Annotated in this window: 17 protein-coding genes and 2 pseudogenes; 5 read left to right on the forward strand and 14 right to left on the reverse strand. The window is 64.8% G+C overall.

Annotation, left to right across the window (positions count from 1 at the left end; all coding sequences use genetic code 11):
• Both QA600_RS22210 and QA600_RS22215 read right to left on the reverse strand, forming a co-directional pair.
• Positions 1–315, reverse strand: a pseudogene (locus QA600_RS22210) (Fe-S cluster assembly protein SufB); the annotation flags it as partial.
• A 540-nt stretch (positions 316–855) separates the two neighbouring features.
• Positions 856–1,068, reverse strand: a complete 213-nt coding sequence (locus QA600_RS22215; protein ID WP_278294121.1) for a hypothetical protein — start codon at positions 1,066–1,068, stop codon at positions 856–858.
• A 215-nt stretch (positions 1,069–1,283) separates the two neighbouring features.
• Between QA600_RS22215 and QA600_RS22220 the strand changes: the two genes are divergently transcribed.
• Together QA600_RS22220 and QA600_RS22225 are read left to right on the forward strand one after the other, a co-directional pair.
• Positions 1,284–1,949, forward strand: coding sequence for a glycosyltransferase (locus QA600_RS22220; protein WP_278294122.1), 666 nt, complete (start codon positions 1,284–1,286; stop codon positions 1,947–1,949).
• 53 nt (positions 1,950–2,002) lie between these two features.
• Positions 2,003–2,389: a pyridoxamine 5'-phosphate oxidase family protein gene (locus QA600_RS22225; protein WP_005556400.1), complete on the forward strand. Its 387-nt coding sequence runs from the start codon at positions 2,003–2,005 to the stop codon at positions 2,387–2,389.
• Positions 2,390–2,419: 30 nt separating this feature from the next.
• Here the strand turns inward: QA600_RS22225 and QA600_RS22230 are convergent, their stop codons facing one another.
• From QA600_RS22230 to QA600_RS22265, 8 genes are all read right to left on the reverse strand, one after another.
• On the reverse strand, positions 2,420–3,463 hold the full coding sequence (locus QA600_RS22230; protein WP_278294123.1) for a deoxyhypusine synthase: 1,044 nt from the start codon (positions 3,461–3,463) through the stop codon (positions 2,420–2,422).
• Positions 3,464–3,472: 9 nt separating this feature from the next.
• Positions 3,473–3,616: a hypothetical protein gene (locus tag QA600_RS22235; RefSeq protein WP_278294124.1), complete on the reverse strand. Its 144-nt coding sequence runs from the start codon at positions 3,614–3,616 to the stop codon at positions 3,473–3,475.
• A complete protein-coding gene (locus tag QA600_RS22240; protein WP_278294125.1) occupies positions 3,597–4,460 on the reverse strand; it encodes a hypothetical protein in 864 nt (287 codons plus the stop codon). The genes QA600_RS22235 and QA600_RS22240 overlap by 20 nt, the downstream gene beginning before the upstream one ends.
• 299 nt (positions 4,461–4,759) lie before the next feature.
• Positions 4,760–5,533 (reverse strand): Nif3-like dinuclear metal center hexameric protein, encoded by a 774-nt coding sequence (locus tag QA600_RS22245; protein ID WP_278294126.1) that lies wholly within the window; start codon positions 5,531–5,533, stop codon positions 4,760–4,762.
• A gap of 45 nt (positions 5,534–5,578) precedes the next feature.
• Complete coding sequence (locus tag QA600_RS22250) at positions 5,579–6,073, reverse strand: universal stress protein (protein ID WP_278294127.1); 495 nt, start codon at positions 6,071–6,073, stop codon at positions 5,579–5,581.
• Positions 6,074–6,198: 125 nt separating this feature from the next.
• Positions 6,199–8,676 (reverse strand): cbb3-type cytochrome c oxidase subunit I, encoded by a 2,478-nt coding sequence (locus tag QA600_RS22255; protein ID WP_278294128.1) that lies wholly within the window; start codon positions 8,674–8,676, stop codon positions 6,199–6,201.
• Between the two features lie 273 nt (positions 8,677–8,949).
• Positions 8,950–9,612 (reverse strand): class I SAM-dependent methyltransferase, encoded by a 663-nt coding sequence (locus tag QA600_RS22260; RefSeq protein WP_278294129.1) that lies wholly within the window; start codon positions 9,610–9,612, stop codon positions 8,950–8,952.
• Positions 9,613–9,706: 94 nt separating this feature from the next.
• A complete protein-coding gene (locus QA600_RS22265) occupies positions 9,707–9,901 on the reverse strand; it encodes a cold-shock protein (protein ID WP_005556387.1) in 195 nt (64 codons plus the stop codon).
• 101 nt (positions 9,902–10,002) lie between these two features.
• Here QA600_RS22265 and QA600_RS22270 point away from each other — a divergent pair, with 101 nt between their 5' ends.
• Positions 10,003–10,908 carry an acetamidase/formamidase family protein gene (locus QA600_RS22270; RefSeq protein ID WP_278294130.1) on the forward strand — a complete coding sequence of 302 codons (906 nt, stop codon included), beginning with the start codon at positions 10,003–10,005 and terminating at the stop codon, positions 10,906–10,908.
• 1 nt (position 10,909) lies between these two features.
• Here QA600_RS22270 and QA600_RS22275 read toward each other — a convergent pair whose 3' ends face one another.
• The 3 genes from QA600_RS22275 to QA600_RS22285 form a co-directional block, all read right to left on the reverse strand.
• Complete coding sequence (locus QA600_RS22275) at positions 10,910–11,176, reverse strand: hypothetical protein (protein WP_278294131.1); 267 nt, start codon at positions 11,174–11,176, stop codon at positions 10,910–10,912.
• Positions 11,177–11,358: 182 nt separating this feature from the next.
• Positions 11,359–12,210 carry an agmatinase gene (gene speB / locus QA600_RS22280; protein ID WP_278294132.1) on the reverse strand — a complete coding sequence of 284 codons (852 nt, stop codon included), beginning with the start codon at positions 12,208–12,210 and terminating at the stop codon, positions 11,359–11,361.
• Positions 12,210–12,584 (reverse strand): translation initiation factor IF-5A, encoded by a 375-nt coding sequence (locus tag QA600_RS22285; protein ID WP_278294133.1) that lies wholly within the window; start codon positions 12,582–12,584, stop codon positions 12,210–12,212. The genes speB and QA600_RS22285 overlap by 1 nt, the downstream gene beginning before the upstream one ends.
• Before the next feature lie 126 nt (positions 12,585–12,710).
• Between QA600_RS22285 and QA600_RS22290 the strand changes: the two genes are divergently transcribed.
• Positions 12,711–13,277, forward strand: a complete 567-nt coding sequence (locus QA600_RS22290; protein WP_278294134.1) for a hypothetical protein — start codon at positions 12,711–12,713, stop codon at positions 13,275–13,277.
• Positions 13,278–13,314: 37 nt separating this feature from the next.
• Here the strand turns inward: QA600_RS22290 and QA600_RS22295 are convergent, their stop codons facing one another.
• A complete protein-coding gene (locus QA600_RS22295; protein ID WP_278294135.1) occupies positions 13,315–14,418 on the reverse strand; it encodes an aminotransferase class I/II-fold pyridoxal phosphate-dependent enzyme in 1,104 nt (367 codons plus the stop codon).
• A 1,021-nt stretch (positions 14,419–15,439) separates the two neighbouring features.
• Here QA600_RS22295 and QA600_RS22300 point away from each other — a divergent pair.
• Positions 15,440–15,726, forward strand: a pseudogene (locus tag QA600_RS22300) (hypothetical protein); the annotation flags it as partial.

Below are 15,726 nucleotides of genomic sequence, written 5' to 3' on the forward strand. Positions count from 1 at the left end.
CAAGTTTTCCCAGTCGTTCGTCCCCTCGCGCATTTCGACGTCCGGCCGAATGTAGGGGACGATTTCGCCGACGTCCACCTCCGACAAGTCCGGCTGGCCGGGCCAATCCGTCGGCATCGGCATGTTCTGGTACTGCTTGAGCGCGCGCAGCCGGCGTTCGAGCATCCAGTCGGGTTCGTCTTTATCCTCGGAGATCAGTCGGATCGTCTCTTCGTTGAGACCCTTTTCGACAGCGAGCGCGGCTTCGTGTTCGTTTTTGAACTCGAACCGTTCTTCCGTGTTGGTCTGCTGGAGGTGGTCTTGTTCGGAGCTCATCGGTACCGTCTTTGGCCGGGTACGCAAAAGGATATTGTATATTATCCAATATATGAACTCTTTTTGGTTACTAGTTACCCGTCTTATCGACGCTAGATAACCATTTTATATTTCGTTGCCGATTCACCTCGTTCTCAAGATGATCCAGGATCAACACCGAGGCACCACACTTGCTCATAGAGAATTCTCCAAGCTAGGGACTGGACACGAACTTTTCCGACTGCTGCACGGACAATCTTCCCTGTCGGTCTCTGATAAAATGTGAACAGACATACAACTGGTGTGAATATACACTCGGTCTGACTACGATGCTCGTCAGTTCGGATTTCGAATCGGCGACACCCTAATTGGGACTTTATGTCTACTGTGGCTACGATCAGATGTACCCAGAGACAGCGTCCACCGTCAGAAACGGGGCCTCGGCACTCATAGGGCTCGTCACGACCGGGTGCCGAGTCCGGCTCGGAGCGAGTGGGTCGTCATCGGCCGTGCGGGGCTACGCTCGAGAGCCAAAAGACGGTTTGGATCCCTGCTGTGTTCTCAGTTCGTCTTGGAGCCGTCCGCCGCGAAGGCGGTGTTCCACTCGTCGATGAGATTCTGCAGGCGGTCGCGTTGTGTCCTCGAGAACGTCGCCGGGGCGCGGTCGCTCGCCGCGGGCGAGGAGGGCTCGGCCGTCGAGCGCGTCGGCGGCGTCTCGGTCGTCGGCTGGTCGGGAGTCGGTTCGGGTCGGGCGTAGTGTGGGTGCGTGCTCATTGTCGGTCGAAGGGTCGCGTCGTCGGAAGGCGATGCTGTCGTTGGAGAATCAGGCGAGGGGGTGTACGGGTACGACCGACATCTGTACGCCACCCTTCAGACCGAACCATAATAAACGTTCATGATCTACCGAGTATCGCCGCGATCTGCGACTCGACTGTCGGCACCTGCCCGCCCGCCTGTTATACTCGAGGGTAGCGCACTCGAGAACACGGATGGCAGCCACACCGGACGTGAGTTTCGTCGTACCCGCGAGAGACGAGGCCGACTACCTCGCCGACTGTCTCGAGAGCATCGCGGCCCTCGAGACCGACTACGAGTACGAGGTGATCGTCGTCGACGGCGCCTCGAGCGACGCCACCGCCGACGTCGCCCGAGCGCACGACGCGACCGTGCTCGAGGGCGCGGGCTCGAGCATCGCCGCGGGCCGGAACCTCGGCGGCGAGGCGGCCGAGGGCGAATGGCTGGCCTTTATCGACGCCGACACCCGCGTTCGGCCGAGCTACCTGACCGAGCTGCTCGGCTTCGTCGAGCGCGAGGACCTCGCGGCCGGCAGCTCGGGCTGCCGGATAACCGGGCCCCTGCGGGCGAAGCTGATGGAGGGGACGATCAACCACGTCTTTCCCCACCTCGAGCGCCCGATTCTCCCCGGGTTCAACTTCTTCGTCCACCGGGAGGCCTTCCTCGAAACGGGTGGCTTCCCGGAAGTGCCGAACGAGGACACGGCGTTCAGCCGCTCGCTCGGTCGCCAACTGCCGACGGGCTACCACGATTCGGTGCTCGTCGAGAACTCCGGTCGGCGGATCGCCGACAGCGGGCTGACGGGGACGCTGTTCCACTACGCCACCCTCGACGCGGGTCGGCTCCGGGCGACGGTCTGAGTCCGGCAGCCGCGCGGCGGTCGTTTTTGCGGGTCCGCGCTCAACGTCAAGCCGTGACGACGGTTCCACCCGAAGCCGAACGACTGCTCGAGAACGAACCGGTGATGGCCCACTTCGCCACCTGCGCCGACGGCCGCCCCCACGCCGCGCCCGTCTGGTTTCGCTACGAGGACGACACGGTCGAGATCGTCACGACAGGCCGAAAGCTCGAGAACGTCCGCGAGAACCCGAAGGTCGCGCTGTCGATCCAGGCCGACGACGGCGGCGACACGCAGTGGATGGTGACGCTGCTCGGCACCGCGACCATCGTCGAGGACGAAGCGGAGACCGACGAAGCCAGACGCCGGATCAACGAGAAGTACGGCGCCCCCAGCGACGCCTACGAGGAGAACGAACTGGTGCGGATCGACGTCGGCACGGCGAGCTACCGGACGTACTGACCGATCGCAGCCGAACCGCCGACTCGCTCGCTACTCGAGGCGCTCCCGGGCCGCCGCCACGACCAGCGGCAGCGTGATCGTCGCGTCGGCGTACACCGAGACGTTCTCCGCATCCTTCTCGAGTTTGCCCCACGAGCGGGCCTCCTCGAGCGTTGCCCCCGAGAGCCCGCCCGTCTGTTTGGGATCCATCGTCAGCTGGACGGCGTAGTCGTAGGCGCCGGGCGCGACCAGCATCGTCTGGAGCGTGAAGTTCTTCGGCACCCCGCCGCCGACGACGAAGGCGCCGGCCTCCTCGGCCTCGAACGCGAGGTCGGTCAGCGCGGTCATGTCCGCGAGGGCGTCCAGCGAGAACGGCGACGTCTGGGAGTACATCCAGGCCTGCAGCCCGAGGACGGAGTCCTGAACCGCAGGACAGTAGATCGGGACGTCGTTCTCGTAGGCCGCGGCGGCGATGCCAGGTCCCTCGTCGACGTCCTCTCGTTCGTTGATCTCGGCGTTAGCCCGTCCCAGTTCGCGGGTCATGCGTTCGATCGAGACGGGTCCCGACTCCTCGGCCTCCTCCTCGAGCACCGGGAAGACCTCCTCGCGGAGGTGCGATTCGAACGTCGCGAAGAACTCCTGAGGGAGATAAACGTTGTAAATCCGGTCCACCCCCTCGTCGCGCAGCGTCTCGTCGTGCTCGCGCTCCGTTTTGCCTTCGGCCTGCACGCAGCCGTGGTGGTGCTTGCCACCGATGGCCTCGATCGAGTCGTGGGTGAGGTTCGCCCCGGTCGTGATCAGCGCGTCGATGTAGCCGTCCCGGATCAGGTCGGCGACGATCCGGCGCATCCCCGTGGGTACCATCGCCCCGGCCAGGCCGAAGAAGACAGTCACGTCGTCGTCGAACATCGCCTCGGTGACGTCGACGGCCTCGTGGAGGCTCGCCGCGCCGACGCCCGCGTTGCCGTACTCGTCTGCGAGTTCGCCGACCGTCATCCCCGCGCGGGCCTCGGCGTGGCCGACGGGGTCGTGCTGGAACGTCTCGCGCTCGGGCTCGTGGTCGTGATCCTCGTCGCTGTCGTGTTCGTCTGTCATGTCCTCGAGTCAGCGGGCCAGCGCTTTCAACGCCGCGGTCTCGGCGGGGTCGACTCGGCCGGCCGAACCAAAGCCGACCGACTGCAGCGACTCGTCTCCGCCGGGATCGTTACCGCCGTCGACGCGCGAGCGCTCACGAACCGTCGTCGGCAAACTCGTCGGGGGACGCGACGACCGATCCCACCTCGTCGGCCGAGATCGGCCGCGGACACGCAACGTCGGCGGCGCTGGTGCGCTCGACGATTACCTCCCCGTCCTGGAGGAGCTGTACGGCGACGGGACCGTCCGGTGCCTCGACGGCGAAGCACGTCGTCTCTCCGGGACCTACCGTCAGCGTCTCGAGTTTACCAACCGAGTCGTCCTCGACGGCTTCGGCGTCCTCCTCGGTCTCGGGATCTTCGTCGTCGCCGTCCGAGCCGCTCTCGACGAGTACCTCGCCGAAGAACTCCTCCTGGCAGGCGTCGAACTCGGGGTTCGTGACCGCGAGATCTCCCGCCCCCGGAAGCACGGGCTCGTCGCGGAACGCCTCGACGCCGTCGATGATCGCGTCGTCGGGGACGCCCTCGAGTTCGCGGACGTCGAACGTTCGGACGCCATCGACGCCGCCAAACGGTTCGAAGAGGTTGCCGATCTGGCCGTCCGCGGCGACGAACGTCGCACCGACGATCACGTCGACGAACTCGCCGACGACGCGTACGGTCTGGCAGTCGACAAACTCGATGCGTTCCTCGGGCGGCTCGACGGGCCGCCACTCGAGGGAGGCCGGACGCGTCCCGTCGTTGCTCACGCAGAAGACGGCCAGACCGTCGTCCGTACAGGCGGGGACGAGCCGAACGTCGGCGGGACCCGACTCTGCACACGTGGGGTCGACGCCCCCGTCGGTCGCCGTCTCCGCGCTACTACTGGCGACCACGCTACCCGATGCGCCACCGATCACCGCAGCGGTAACGGTGACCCTTCGCAACCACTCTCGTCTGGAAGGGAGCTCTTGTGTCATTGGTTAGTTCCCCGGGTCAATCCCGAGAGTAAGAGCCCCTTCCTGCGCAACGACCATTGTTATCGACGGGCTGCAGGGCAGTTCACGGGAGCCAACAGCGCGGCTCGAGCGACCGATTCGACCGCCGTCACGGGCTGGTCTCTCACCCCTCTCCAAGGGCGCGGTCGAAACGAACGAGACGGTCGAGCGCCACGAACGGTCGAGCATCGACGGCTTCAGTTCGGTCGCCGAGCATCAGTACGGCGCCGTTACGTCTCGTGCCGGTAGCGTACGCACCCGTATCCGTCGTCAACGACAGCCTACAGCCCGGTCGGTGCCTCGAGGAACGTCGTCTCGAGTCCCCACTCCTCGACGAGTTCCTGCAGCGTCCGAACCCCGAACGTCTCGGTCGCGTAGTGGCCGGCGAGCACGACGTGGATCCCCGCCTCTCTGGCCTCGTGGTAGACCTGCTGTTTCCCCTCGCCCGTGACGAGCGCGTCCGCGCCGGCCTCGACGGCCTCGTCGAGCCAGTCGACGCCGCTGCCGGTGACGACCGCGACGTCCTCGATCTCGTCTGGGCCGAACTCGAGCAGCCGAACGGGTCGGCCGTCGGTCTCGAGTTCCGACTCGAGTCGCTCCGCGAGCTCGTCGGGCGCGCAGGCGTCCGGAGCGGTGCCACGCTGCCCGATGTGCTTGGGGCCGAGCTCGCCGAACGGCTCCCGGCCCTCGAGTCCGAGGACGTCGGCGACGCCCGCGGCGTTGCCCAGCTCCTGGTGGCCGTCCAGCGGGAGATGAGAGACGTACAGCGCGAGGTCGTGCTCGAAGAGGGGCTCGAGCCGATCGTAGGTTCGTTCCGTTACCCGGTCGAACCCGCCCCAGGAGAGCCCGTGGTGGACGACGATCGCGTCCGCGCCGGCCTCAGCGGCGCGCTCGAACGTTTCGACGGCGCCGTCGACGGCGAACGCGACGTGTTCGACGGTCCCCTCGCTGGGGCCGACCTGCAGGCCGTTCGCGCTGGCGTCGAGGTCAGCGTAGTCGTCGGTACACAGCCGCTCGTCGAGTCGATCCGCGAACGTCGAGAGCTCGAGAGACATAGCCGGCTGTTACGCCGCCGACCGCTTGTAACCTTGCGATCTCGCTCAGGCGAGTTCGGGTTCCGGCTCCGCCCGGTCCCGGCGCCTGTCGTCCGCGTCGATCACTAGTACAGGGACGTTCGTCTCGCGGGCGACGTCCTCGGTGACGCTTCCGAACAGGGCGCGCCGGACGCCGCCGCGACCTTGCGACGTCATCACGATGAGGTCGACGTTGTTCTCCTCGGCAAACCGGGTGATTACCGTTCGGGGGACCCCTGCCTCGATCACGGGGTCGACCGTGACGTCGGCTCGGCCGACGTACTCGCGGACCCCGTCGACGGCGGCGGCCGCCCGCTCGTGGAGTTCGGTCATCTCGGCGAACTGTCCGGCGCCGATCCGATCGACCTGTTCGGGACCGAGCGCGTGGCTCATCGCGTCCGTATCGACGACGTACATCGGGTGCAGCGTCGCGTCGAACCGCTCGGCCAGCTCGAGGGCGTACGGCGCCGCCGTCTCCGCCCGGTCGCTGCCGTCCGTCGGGAGGAGGATCGTTTCGAACATACGTTCGAAGGTACGTGCCGAGTTAGCAAATCACTATGGAAATACGAGGAGCGTGTTCGTTACGAAAGAAACGAACGTCTCGGGCTCGATCGCCGAATCGGGCGATCGCGGCCGGACGGACGGGTCTAGAGCAGGTAGAACAGCGGGAAGAGAATGACCCAGACGATGTCGACGAAGTGCCAGTAGAGCCCGAAAAACTCCACCGGACGGTGGTCCTCGAGGTAGGCGTCGACCGACCAGATCCGGTAGAGCATGAAGCCGGCGATCAACAGCCCGAAGATGACGTGCAGGGCGTGCATCCCGGTCGTCACGTAGTAGATCGAGTACTCGAGCCCGTACCACCAGTACTCGCCGTCGGCGAACTTCACGCTGTACTCGTAGCTTTTGACGCCCATGAACGCCAGTCCGAGCCCGAGGGTCGCACCCAGCGTCGCGAGCAGACCCCGCTTGTTCTTTCGTTCGGCCATCACGAGCGCGAGCACGACTGTGAAACTCGAGGTCAGCAGGATGTACGTGTTCAGCAGGCCGGGCCAGGAGGCGAACGGAACGGTCGTCCACTCGCCCCAGCCTGCGTGGAGGCGCATGAAGACGTAGGCGCCGATGATCGCGCCGAAGACGACGACGTCGGAGGCTAGGAACACCCAGACGCCGAACTTCGTGCTGCCGACGCCCTCGAACGGCCAGCGCTCGGCGATGGCCATCTCGGGGACGACGAACCGCTCGCGGCCGAACTCGAACAGCGTGTACCCCATGATCACCACGCCCAGCACGGTCAGTATCGGGTACAGGATGCTCTGCTCGGCTGCCGTCCCGACGAGCGCCTCGGGCGGAACGCCGGTTCCCTCGGCGAAGTCGATCGTGTACGGCGTGATCCCCGTCAGGCCGAGAAAGAAAACGAACGTACCGAACCCGACCCCGAGTGGCCAGATGCTGGCGTGATCGGCGTGTTCCCCGCCCCCAGTGGCCCCGGAGGGGGTTCGATTCCCGTATGCGACGCCGCCGTCGGCTTGGGCCGGCGAGTCCTCGACGAACTCGAGGGAGCCCGTGGCGTAGCTGGGGCGGCCGTCCCAGTTCTCGAGCGGCGGGGGCGAGGCGATCGCCCACTCGGCGGTGCGGGAGAACTCCCAGGGGTTTTCGGGCGCTCGTGGACCCGCAACGAGACTGTGGGCGAGCGCCCCGAAAAGGATCAGGAACGACGCGCCGAAAACGAACGCGCCGACCGTCGAGAGCTGGTGGTAGAACTGGGCACCCTCGGCGTAGTGAAAGACACGCCGGGGCGTCTCCCAGGCGAGAAACTGCGGGAAGTAAAGCAGGTTGAAGCCGACGAAGTAGACCGCGAAGTTGAGCTTGCCGAGCGTCTCCGAGTACATCCGCCCGGTGAGCTTCGGCCACCAGTAGTAGAGGCCGCCGACGAGCGCGGTGACACCGGAGGCCATCACGTAGTGGAAGTGCGCGACGACCCAGTAGGTGCCCCGGAACTCGTAGTCGAGCACGACGGCACCGAGGAACACGCCCGTAATGCCCCCGAGGATAAAGAGAACCAGCGCCCCCAGCGCGAACAGAAACGGCGTCGTCATCCGCACGCGTCCCTTGATCATCGTGTAGATCAGCGCGAAGACGATCAGGTCGAACGGCAGCGAGATCCCGATCGTCGTCGCCATCATCAGCGTCTTGATCTCCAAGTTGATCGTCGTCAGAAACATGTGGTGCATCCAGACGAGGAACGACTGGACCGCGACGAGGACCATCGAGATGATGACCCACTTGCGGCCGACGAGCCGGCGTCCGGTGAAGGTCTGGAACACCTCGAGCATGATCCCCAGCGCGGGGAAGAAGACGATGTACACCTCCGGGTGCCCGAAGAACCAGAACAGGTGCGCCCACAGTAGTCCCGACCCCTGATCGGTCGCGAAGTACTGGGTCAACAGGATCCGATCGGACGTCTGCAACAGCAACGCGGCCAGCAGCGCCGCGAACGCAAAGAGCATCATCCAGACGGTCAGCAGCCACGTCCAGGTGAACATCGGCATGTTCCACAGGCCGAGCCCTTCCGCCCGCGAACGGTGGATCGTCGTGATGAAGTTCACCGACCCGAGCGTGATCGAGAGCACGAACAGGATCAGCGCGAGCACGGCGCCGTTACCGCCGGTCGTCGCCTCGAGTGCGGGCGTGTACATCGGGACGTTCAGCGGCGCGTACATCGTCCAGCCGCCCGCGAAGGAACTTCCCTGGAAAAAGGAGATGCCAAACAGGATTCCTGAGAACAGGTAAAACCAGTAGCTCAGCGCGTTCAGGCGCGGAAAGGCAAGGTCCTTCGCGCCGATCTGTAGCGGGACGAGGTAGTTCGCGAAGCCGGACGCGATCGGCGAGAGGAACCAGAACACCATCAACAGCCCGTGGGTCGAGACCGCCTGGTTGAACTGGTTCTCCGTCAGCAGCCCGGTGCCGCCGCTCTCCCAGAGGTGCGCTCGGAACAGCAGCGCCAGGACGCCGCCCACTACCAGAAAGAACAGCGCCGTCACCAGATAGAGGATCCCGACGTCCTTGTGGTTGGTCGTGACGAGCCACCGCCTGACGCTCGTCTGTGGCGGAAGGTCGCTCACTCGATCCCACCTCCGAAACGGCCGCTCGTCGGTTCTCGTCCCCGTCCCCGGTCGCGCCGTCGCCCGCTCGGACGGCTCGAGCCGATCTGTCGACCACCTCCGGGCGAGTGTGCCGTCGTGGTCGCACTGCGACGATCTCCCCCCGCTCGGACTCGAGATGCGAGAACCATAGGCAAGGGAACGCTCTCGACCGTTGCGGGTATGAAGCTATCCAGTGCGCTCGCAAGGCCGCTTTTATACGGACGGCCCGATCTCTCGTCCCCGTTCGGCGGGCTACTCCGCTGGCGGGCGAAACGCCCTGAACGTGTGGTAGTCGAGGACGGCCGCCTCGTCCTCGAGTTCGACCCAGCCACGGTCGGCGAACACCCGCGACCAGTCGCGGACATACAGGGGAACGCCGTCGACGTCACGGACGTCGGTCACCGCCGAGCCGGAATCGCTGATGTCGTCGGTGGACGACGCGGCGTCGGCCGTCGATTCGTCGGAATCGGTCTCGGCCGTGACGAGAAGCGAGTCGGTCAGCCGTACCAGCTCGTCGAACACCCACTCGGCCTCGGGTGGGAGGTGCTGGAGCGTCTGGACCGCGTAGACGACGTCGAACCGGTTCGCCTCGTGGTCGCGAACGAACTCCTCGAGCGAGCCGTGGGTGAACGCCCCCGTCGCGGCGAGGTCGGGGTAGACCCGTTCCATCACCTCGAACGCCGACTCGTTGATGTCGACGCCGTGGAGGTCGTCGTACCCGTGGTCGTGGAGATGTGCGAGGTGGCGCCCCGAGCTACAGCCCAGTTCGAGGACGGCGGCGTCGGGACCGACGACGCGGTCGATGATCGCCCCGAGCAGTTCGCTCGTCTCGTTGGGACCGTAGTGAGCGTAGTACGCCGGTGAGTACGCGCCCGTTCGCTCCGCCCATCGGTCGTGGATGTCGTCGGGATTCATCAAAGAAAACCCGTAAGCCGCTGAGAACCCATCGCTCGCCGTCCACTATTCGTACGTCTCGCCGTCACAGACCGAAGCGCTGGATCGAATCCGATCAGAGGCGCGTGAGGTTCTTCGCGCGCGGACCCTTGTCCGCCTGTTCGATCTCGAACTCGACCTCCTGGCCCTCCTCGAGGTCCGGGCCGCCGACGTCCTCCATGTGGAAGAAGACGTCGTCGTCGATCTCGTCGGTTTCGATGAAGCCGTAGCCGCCAGTGTCGTTGAAGAAGTCGACCGTTCCGGTTGGCATTAGCTCTGACTCCGATCTCCGACCATATATATCCGACGGGTGTCCCCCAGTGGTCGACCCGATGGACCGTTTTACGATCTCCCCGTTCGAACAGGTAGTGTATGCAACGTGAACAAGTCACGTACGACGACGGTGTAGTGTACGAGTTCAGCCCCGACCTCGAGGCGGTAACGACCGTCGAGCCCGGTGCCGAGCTGACGATCGAGACGAGGGACAGCCTGGACGGGACGATCCGGACCGAGGCGGACGTGATCGAGTCGATCCCCTCACAGGTCAACGCCGCGACGGGACCGATCGCGGTCGAGGGAGCCGAACCCGGCGACGTCCTCCGGGTCGAGATCGAGGAGATCCGTCTCACCGAGGAGCAGGGCCGCGTGATCACCATCGGCGGGTTCGGCCTGCTCGACGGCGAGGAGGGGATCGAGTCGCCGAGAACCCGGTTGCTGTCGGTCGAGGGCGACACCCTCGCGTTCGGCGACCTCGAGATCGACGTCGCGCCCGTGATCGGAACGATCGGGGTCGCGACCGACTCGGAGTCGTACACGACGCTGGTCCCCCACGACCACGGCGGGAACCTCGACACGACCGACATGACCGCGGGCTCCGTCGCCTACTTCCCGGTGTTCCAGGAGGGCGCGATGCTCGCGATGGGCGACTGTAAGGCGGCGATGGCCGACGGCGAGATGTGCGGCACCGGCGCGGAGATCGCCACCGAGATCGACGTCACCCTCGAGGTGGTCTCCGATCCCGATCCGGGCCTCGAGCGACCGCTGGTCGAGACGGCCGACGCCTGGAAGACGCTTGCCAGCGCCGAGACGCTCGAGGAGGCCTGCAAGCTAGCAAATCGCGATGCAGTCGAACTGCTCGCGGCCGAACACGGCTGGGACGCGACCGACGCCTACATGCTCTCGAGTCTGATCGGCGGCCTCGAGATCAGTCAGGTCGTCGACCCGCTGGTGACCGCGCGCAACGCGGTGCCGAAGGCGTACCTCGAGTCGCCGTTCTAGTTCACCGAACCGCCGCGTCGGATTCGAGAACCCCCTCGAGCAGCCGGCGAGTCTCGGGGTCGGCTGTCAGGACGACCTCGAGTGTCGACGGATCGTACGCGATCACGCCGTGGTCTGCGAGCCGCGGGAGATGGTCGTGTGCGAGCGCGATCTCGATTCGGCGGCGACTCGCCGACGTCCCCGTCTCGCCGTCGGATCGACTGGCCTCGGTTCTCGATTCGATCCTGCGAGCGAGTGCCGCGAGCGTCGTTCGCTCGGTCGAGTACAACTGCTCGAGGACGCATCGACGTCGTGGATCCGAAAGGAGGTGCCAAACAGCCGATAGGTCCGCGTCGTTCGCTTCCGACTCTGGTATACTCGACGGTAGGCGACGAGCGGTTCAACCCTCCTCCCTTACCAGTATGGTCGGATCCCCGAGGTCGGTGACCGACGGCGGGTCGAGTCGATCGGCTACGAGGGCCCCGAACCGGCGTAGACGAACTCGCGAACGAGCTTTCCGGCCAGCGCCGCGGCCTGTCCGTCGTCGCGGTCGTTGACCTCGACGACGTCGAACCCCGTCGCCGCGGGTGCGAGGGTGCGGACGACGTCGCGCATCTCGCGCGGCTCGAGGCCGAACGGCTCCTTGGTTCCCGTTCCCGGCGCGTAGCCCGGATCGGCGGCGTCGATATCGACGCTGCAGTAGAGCTCTCGCTCGAGCAGCGCCGGGTCGGGCTCCCAGTCGGCAACGTCCTCGGGCGGGACCACGGTGACGTCGGCCTCGCTTGCCCGGTCCCACTCCTCCTCGCTGCCGGTTCTGGCCCCGAGGACGACGGCCTCCTCGACGCGCTCGACGCCCTCGAGGATCCGTCGGGTGACGCAGGCATGGGAGAGCCGGTTGCCGTCGTACTCCTCGCGGAGGTCGAGGTGGGCGTCGAGGACGACCAGTGTCTCTGGCTCGACGGCGCGGGCGCCCGCGAGCGTGACGGTGTGCTCGCCGCCCAGTACAAGCGGGACTGCGTCGTCCCAGACGACGTCTCGGACCGCTCCCTCGAGCCACTCGAGGTACTCGTCGACGTCGTCCCACGGGCGAACGTCGCCGTGGTCGACGACGCCCAGCTCCGAGAAGTACCGGTCCGTCCGGTGGTCGTAGTCGTCGAACGTCTCCGAAAAGTGGCGGATGCGGCGGGGACCGAAGCGGGTCCCCGGCTGAAAGGTCGTCGAGGCGTCCAGGGGCGCGCCGACGACCACGAAGTTCGCGTCCGAGCGATCGGGCCCTCCCGTCGCGTCGGCTCGCTCGCGCTCGTCGGTCGCCCCGGGGAACATTAGATAATCTTCCGCTGATCTTCCATCTCGAGGAACTCGATGTTCTCGTCGGGGGAGACGTCCTGGTCGTCGGGAACGCGCATCGTCATCGTCTCGTAGGTCTCGAGGTCCATCACCTGCATGTCCGAGCCGTCGACGGAGACGACCTGGCCCTGCTTTCGCTCGACGATCGGGACCCAGATCTTCGCGTCGACGGGCTGGGAGAGCGAGCGCTTCTTCCCGTCGAAGACGCCCTCGGCCTCGATACGGGCCTTGGCGCTGCCGTGTTTGCCGGGCTTGGCCGTCGAGTACGAGTTGATCTTACAGGCCGCGTCGTCGATGACGACGTAGCTTCCTTCCTGGAGATCGCGAACCTCTTGCTGCTGTTTCGCCATGTCGCCGGATAATCAACCGACGGCCATAAACCGTTTGGAATGGCCGCTCGAAGGGGTGGAACCCGATACCACGGCCCGTTCGCGCAGGTTCGTCCGATCCGATTCGGAGCGAAAACGCCTCGGGGGATGGAGGCGAACGGGCCGACGATGCGAACCGTGCTCGCGGCGTCGCTGCTCGTCGTCGCCCTCGTCGCCGCCGTGTTGATCGTCCGAATCGCTCGATCACGGCGTCGCTCCCCGCTCGAGGCGGCGATCGACGACCGACTCGCTGACTCGATGGGACCGGAAACGGGCTCGCACCTCAAGCACGCGCCAAGGGTTCGTCGGCTCGCGGTCGTGGAAAAACGCGGCGCCGAACCGGTGTACGCGCCGCAAATCCGAATCGAGCTCGGGACAACCGACGCGCCGGGGATGGAGATGGTGTTCGAATACGTCGCGAGCGCACTCGAGGCGATACATCCAGTGATCGAGGACCACGACGAGCACGTCGCACAGTACGATATCGAGTTCACGTTCGGCCCCGACGGGCTGCTGGTCTCGGGAGAGTGTCGGCGAGTGACGGTGCCAGTGGAGTTGGCCGAGAAATTGCTCGAGGACGACCGCTACCTGGCGTTCGATCTTCGACGGGACGTCGAGCGCGCCGACGGCGACGCCGAGTCCGTCGCGGCGCTGTGGCAGCCGTGTCGGTCGTAACCGGAACGGTGGCGCCGTGTACCGGGCTCGTCGGGCGCTACTCGAGCACTCGTTCGATCCGACGCAACCCTTCCTCGAGCTCCTCGGTCGGCAACCCGAACCCGATCCGGAACCGGTCCGGGTGGCCGAAGAACTCCCCCGGCGCGAGGACGACGCCTTCCTCGAGGACTGCTCGACAGAACGCCTTGCCGTGCTCGAAGCCCTTGGGAACGGTCACGAAGCCGTTGACGCCGACGGGGTCGTACCACTCGAGGCCGTGTTTCTCGAGGAATTCCTGCACTCGATTGCGGTGATCGGCCACGAGGTCGCGGTTTGCCGCGAGGATCTCGTCTTCCTGCTCGAGGGCCTGTGTCGCGACGTGCTGGCCGAAGATCGACGGCGAAATCGTCGTGTAGTCCTTCCAGTTCCAGGCCGTCTCGAGCAGTTCCTCGTTTCCGACCAGCCAGCCGAAGCGCAGGCCGGCGAGCCCGTACGATTTCGACAGGCTGGCGGTCGAGAGGCCGCGCGGGCCGAGGCTCGCGACGGGCGGTAGCGGATCCTCGGCGAGGAGCCTGTAGACTTCGTCACAGAGTAGGTAGGCGTCGTTGTCGGCCGCGAGGTCGTACAGCGCCTCCACCTTCTCGAGCGGGTGGTACCTACCGGTGGGGTTGTTCGGATTGTTCAGGACGATTAGTTTCGTCTCGGGGCGGATCACGTCGGCGACGGCGTCGACGTCGAGCTTCCAGGACGGCGGCTCGAGGGGGACTCGAGTCACCTCCCCGATGGCGTCAGGGACGGCGTGCAGCGCCTGGTAGGTCGGGGTGACGACGATGGCATGCGGGCTCCGCGACGCGGAGCCGGACGGCGAGGCGCCGTCGGCGCCGAGCGTCGGCTCCTGCAGCACCGAGAGAAACGCCAAGAAGTTCGCCTCCTGGGTGCCACACGTACAGAGGACCTCGTCGGCCTCGCGGTCGTAGCGATCCGCGATCCGTGCTCGAAGGTCGGGATCGCCGTTCGTCGGGATCACGTACCCCAGTTCCCCGGGATCGGTGTCGAAGCGATCCGTCGAGAGGCTGCGAACGCCGCTTTCCGCGAGCATGATGTCGGCCTCGTGTTCGTACTCGGCGAACCAGCGCTCGAGGCCGAAGGTATCGATCTGCATGCTCGAGGGTTGGCGGGAACGGGTAATACGGGTTGTTGGTTCGGCTGGGCCGTCGGGTTCGAGAACCGAGCGCGAGCGATGTGCCAAGTGGGTCACGACACAGTGGCGCGCTGGTCGACGGGAGCGGAGCGCGGAACCGAAGATTCCACGGAGCGTGCGAACGGGTGCACAGTCTATTCAGACACCAATTGACGGAGATCAAACCCGAGAGAGATTAGTCCAATCAGTCCCAATACTCCGAGAACTACCGTCGCTCCGAGCAGCACTGGTACTGATCCACCAGCTTGTGGGTCACGAGCCATTCCCGTGAGAATCCAAAAGACCCCCGCTCCGGCAAGGAAGAAGAGAGTGATAACCGTTTTTGCCACTGCGGTCGCCCACCACGGCAACTCGGTCATTAGTCGACAGTTGAGTGAGCATATCATAAGCTTCCTGTTCAAAAACAGGCTCAATCGAACATCTGATCCGGCACCTGTGTGAAATCGGTATTTTGTGCTACACTCACCCTCTGGATGTGCACACCATTTGTGATACTTGAAGCATAGGTTGAGCGAGGCGTGCAAGATACAGGACGCGAATGTGACACCAATCTCAGTCAGATATGAGGCAAAAAAGTGGTCAGAATCTGAAAACAAAGTACCGGGCGCAGCTGTCCGAGACCCATCCGAGTAGCAAGTGTATTGGATGATTAAATAACAGCTGATAGGGAGGGACGACCACAAGATGTACAGCAGGGTCAGGAAGGCATTGTCCGGTCGGTTTGGCCTCGCTAGCGACTATCTGCCGCCAATTATCACACACTTGTTTCTCGTTGTCGGAATCATCGTTTTCCAATGGAATGTGTTCGAAGTCCTATTGATCTATGTGGTCGAAATCGCAGTCATTAATTTTTTTATTCACCGTTGCAGCGTTGTTCGCTGCCCAACCGATCGACGACCGAGATGCGGAGAAATGGAATCGAGAACCGAGCCCAATCCGGATACTCCCATTTCTCCCGCCAGTGTATAGACGAAACATTGGGGTGGCCGCGAAACAGTTCCTCGCATCGTTGTTATATCTGTTTTTCATATTTATAGCAATCGTTGAGTTTGTAGAGCAAAGCATCCTCTTGTTGCTTTCCTCGTCGGCCGGCCTCGCGGTGCTCGCTATCTGCATCACCCACGCAACACGCGTCTGGCGACAGTTTTTTGCTGATCAGTCGTATCGAGAACGATCGCCAGCGGAGGCGATCAGGGCCGCTCAGAAACCGTTGGGAGAGGCTGTGTTTCTGCTGGTGTTCGTGATTGCACCGATTACGTTTGTTCTGGG

This window comes from Natronococcus sp. A-GB1 (assembly GCF_029688845.1).
In the GTDB taxonomy this organism is placed as follows: Archaea; Halobacteriota; Halobacteria; order Halobacteriales; family Natrialbaceae; genus Natronococcus.

Bases quoted from the DNA above. Each gene is read 5' to 3' on its own strand.
- QA600_RS22215 (WP_278294121.1), bottom strand. From the start codon at position 1,068: ATGAGCACGCACCCACACTACGCCCGACCCGAACCGACTCCCGACCAG.
- QA600_RS22220 (WP_278294122.1), top strand. From the start codon at position 1,284: ATGGCAGCCACACCGGACGTGAGTTTCGTCGTACCCGCGAGAGACGAG.
- QA600_RS22230 (WP_278294123.1), bottom strand. From the start codon at position 3,463: ATGACAGACGAACACGACAGCGACGAGGATCACGACCACGAGCCCGAG.
- QA600_RS22240 (WP_278294125.1), bottom strand. From the start codon at position 4,460: ATGACACAAGAGCTCCCTTCCAGACGAGAGTGGTTGCGAAGGGTCACC.
- QA600_RS22245 (WP_278294126.1), bottom strand. From the start codon at position 5,533: ATGTCTCTCGAGCTCTCGACGTTCGCGGATCGACTCGACGAGCGGCTG.
- QA600_RS22250 (WP_278294127.1), bottom strand. From the start codon at position 6,073: ATGTTCGAAACGATCCTCCTCCCGACGGACGGCAGCGACCGGGCGGAG.
- QA600_RS22260 (WP_278294129.1), bottom strand. From the start codon at position 9,612: ATGAATCCCGACGACATCCACGACCGATGGGCGGAGCGAACGGGCGCG.
- QA600_RS22265 (WP_005556387.1), bottom strand. From the start codon at position 9,901: ATGCCAACCGGAACGGTCGACTTCTTCAACGACACTGGCGGCTACGGC.
- QA600_RS22270 (WP_278294130.1), top strand. From the start codon at position 10,003: ATGCAACGTGAACAAGTCACGTACGACGACGGTGTAGTGTACGAGTTC.
- speB (WP_278294132.1), bottom strand. From the start codon at position 12,210: ATGTTCCCCGGGGCGACCGACGAGCGCGAGCGAGCCGACGCGACGGGA.
- QA600_RS22285 (WP_278294133.1), bottom strand. From the start codon at position 12,584: ATGGCGAAACAGCAGCAAGAGGTTCGCGATCTCCAGGAAGGAAGCTAC.
- QA600_RS22290 (WP_278294134.1), top strand. From the start codon at position 12,711: ATGGAGGCGAACGGGCCGACGATGCGAACCGTGCTCGCGGCGTCGCTG.
- QA600_RS22295 (WP_278294135.1), bottom strand. From the start codon at position 14,418: ATGCAGATCGATACCTTCGGCCTCGAGCGCTGGTTCGCCGAGTACGAA.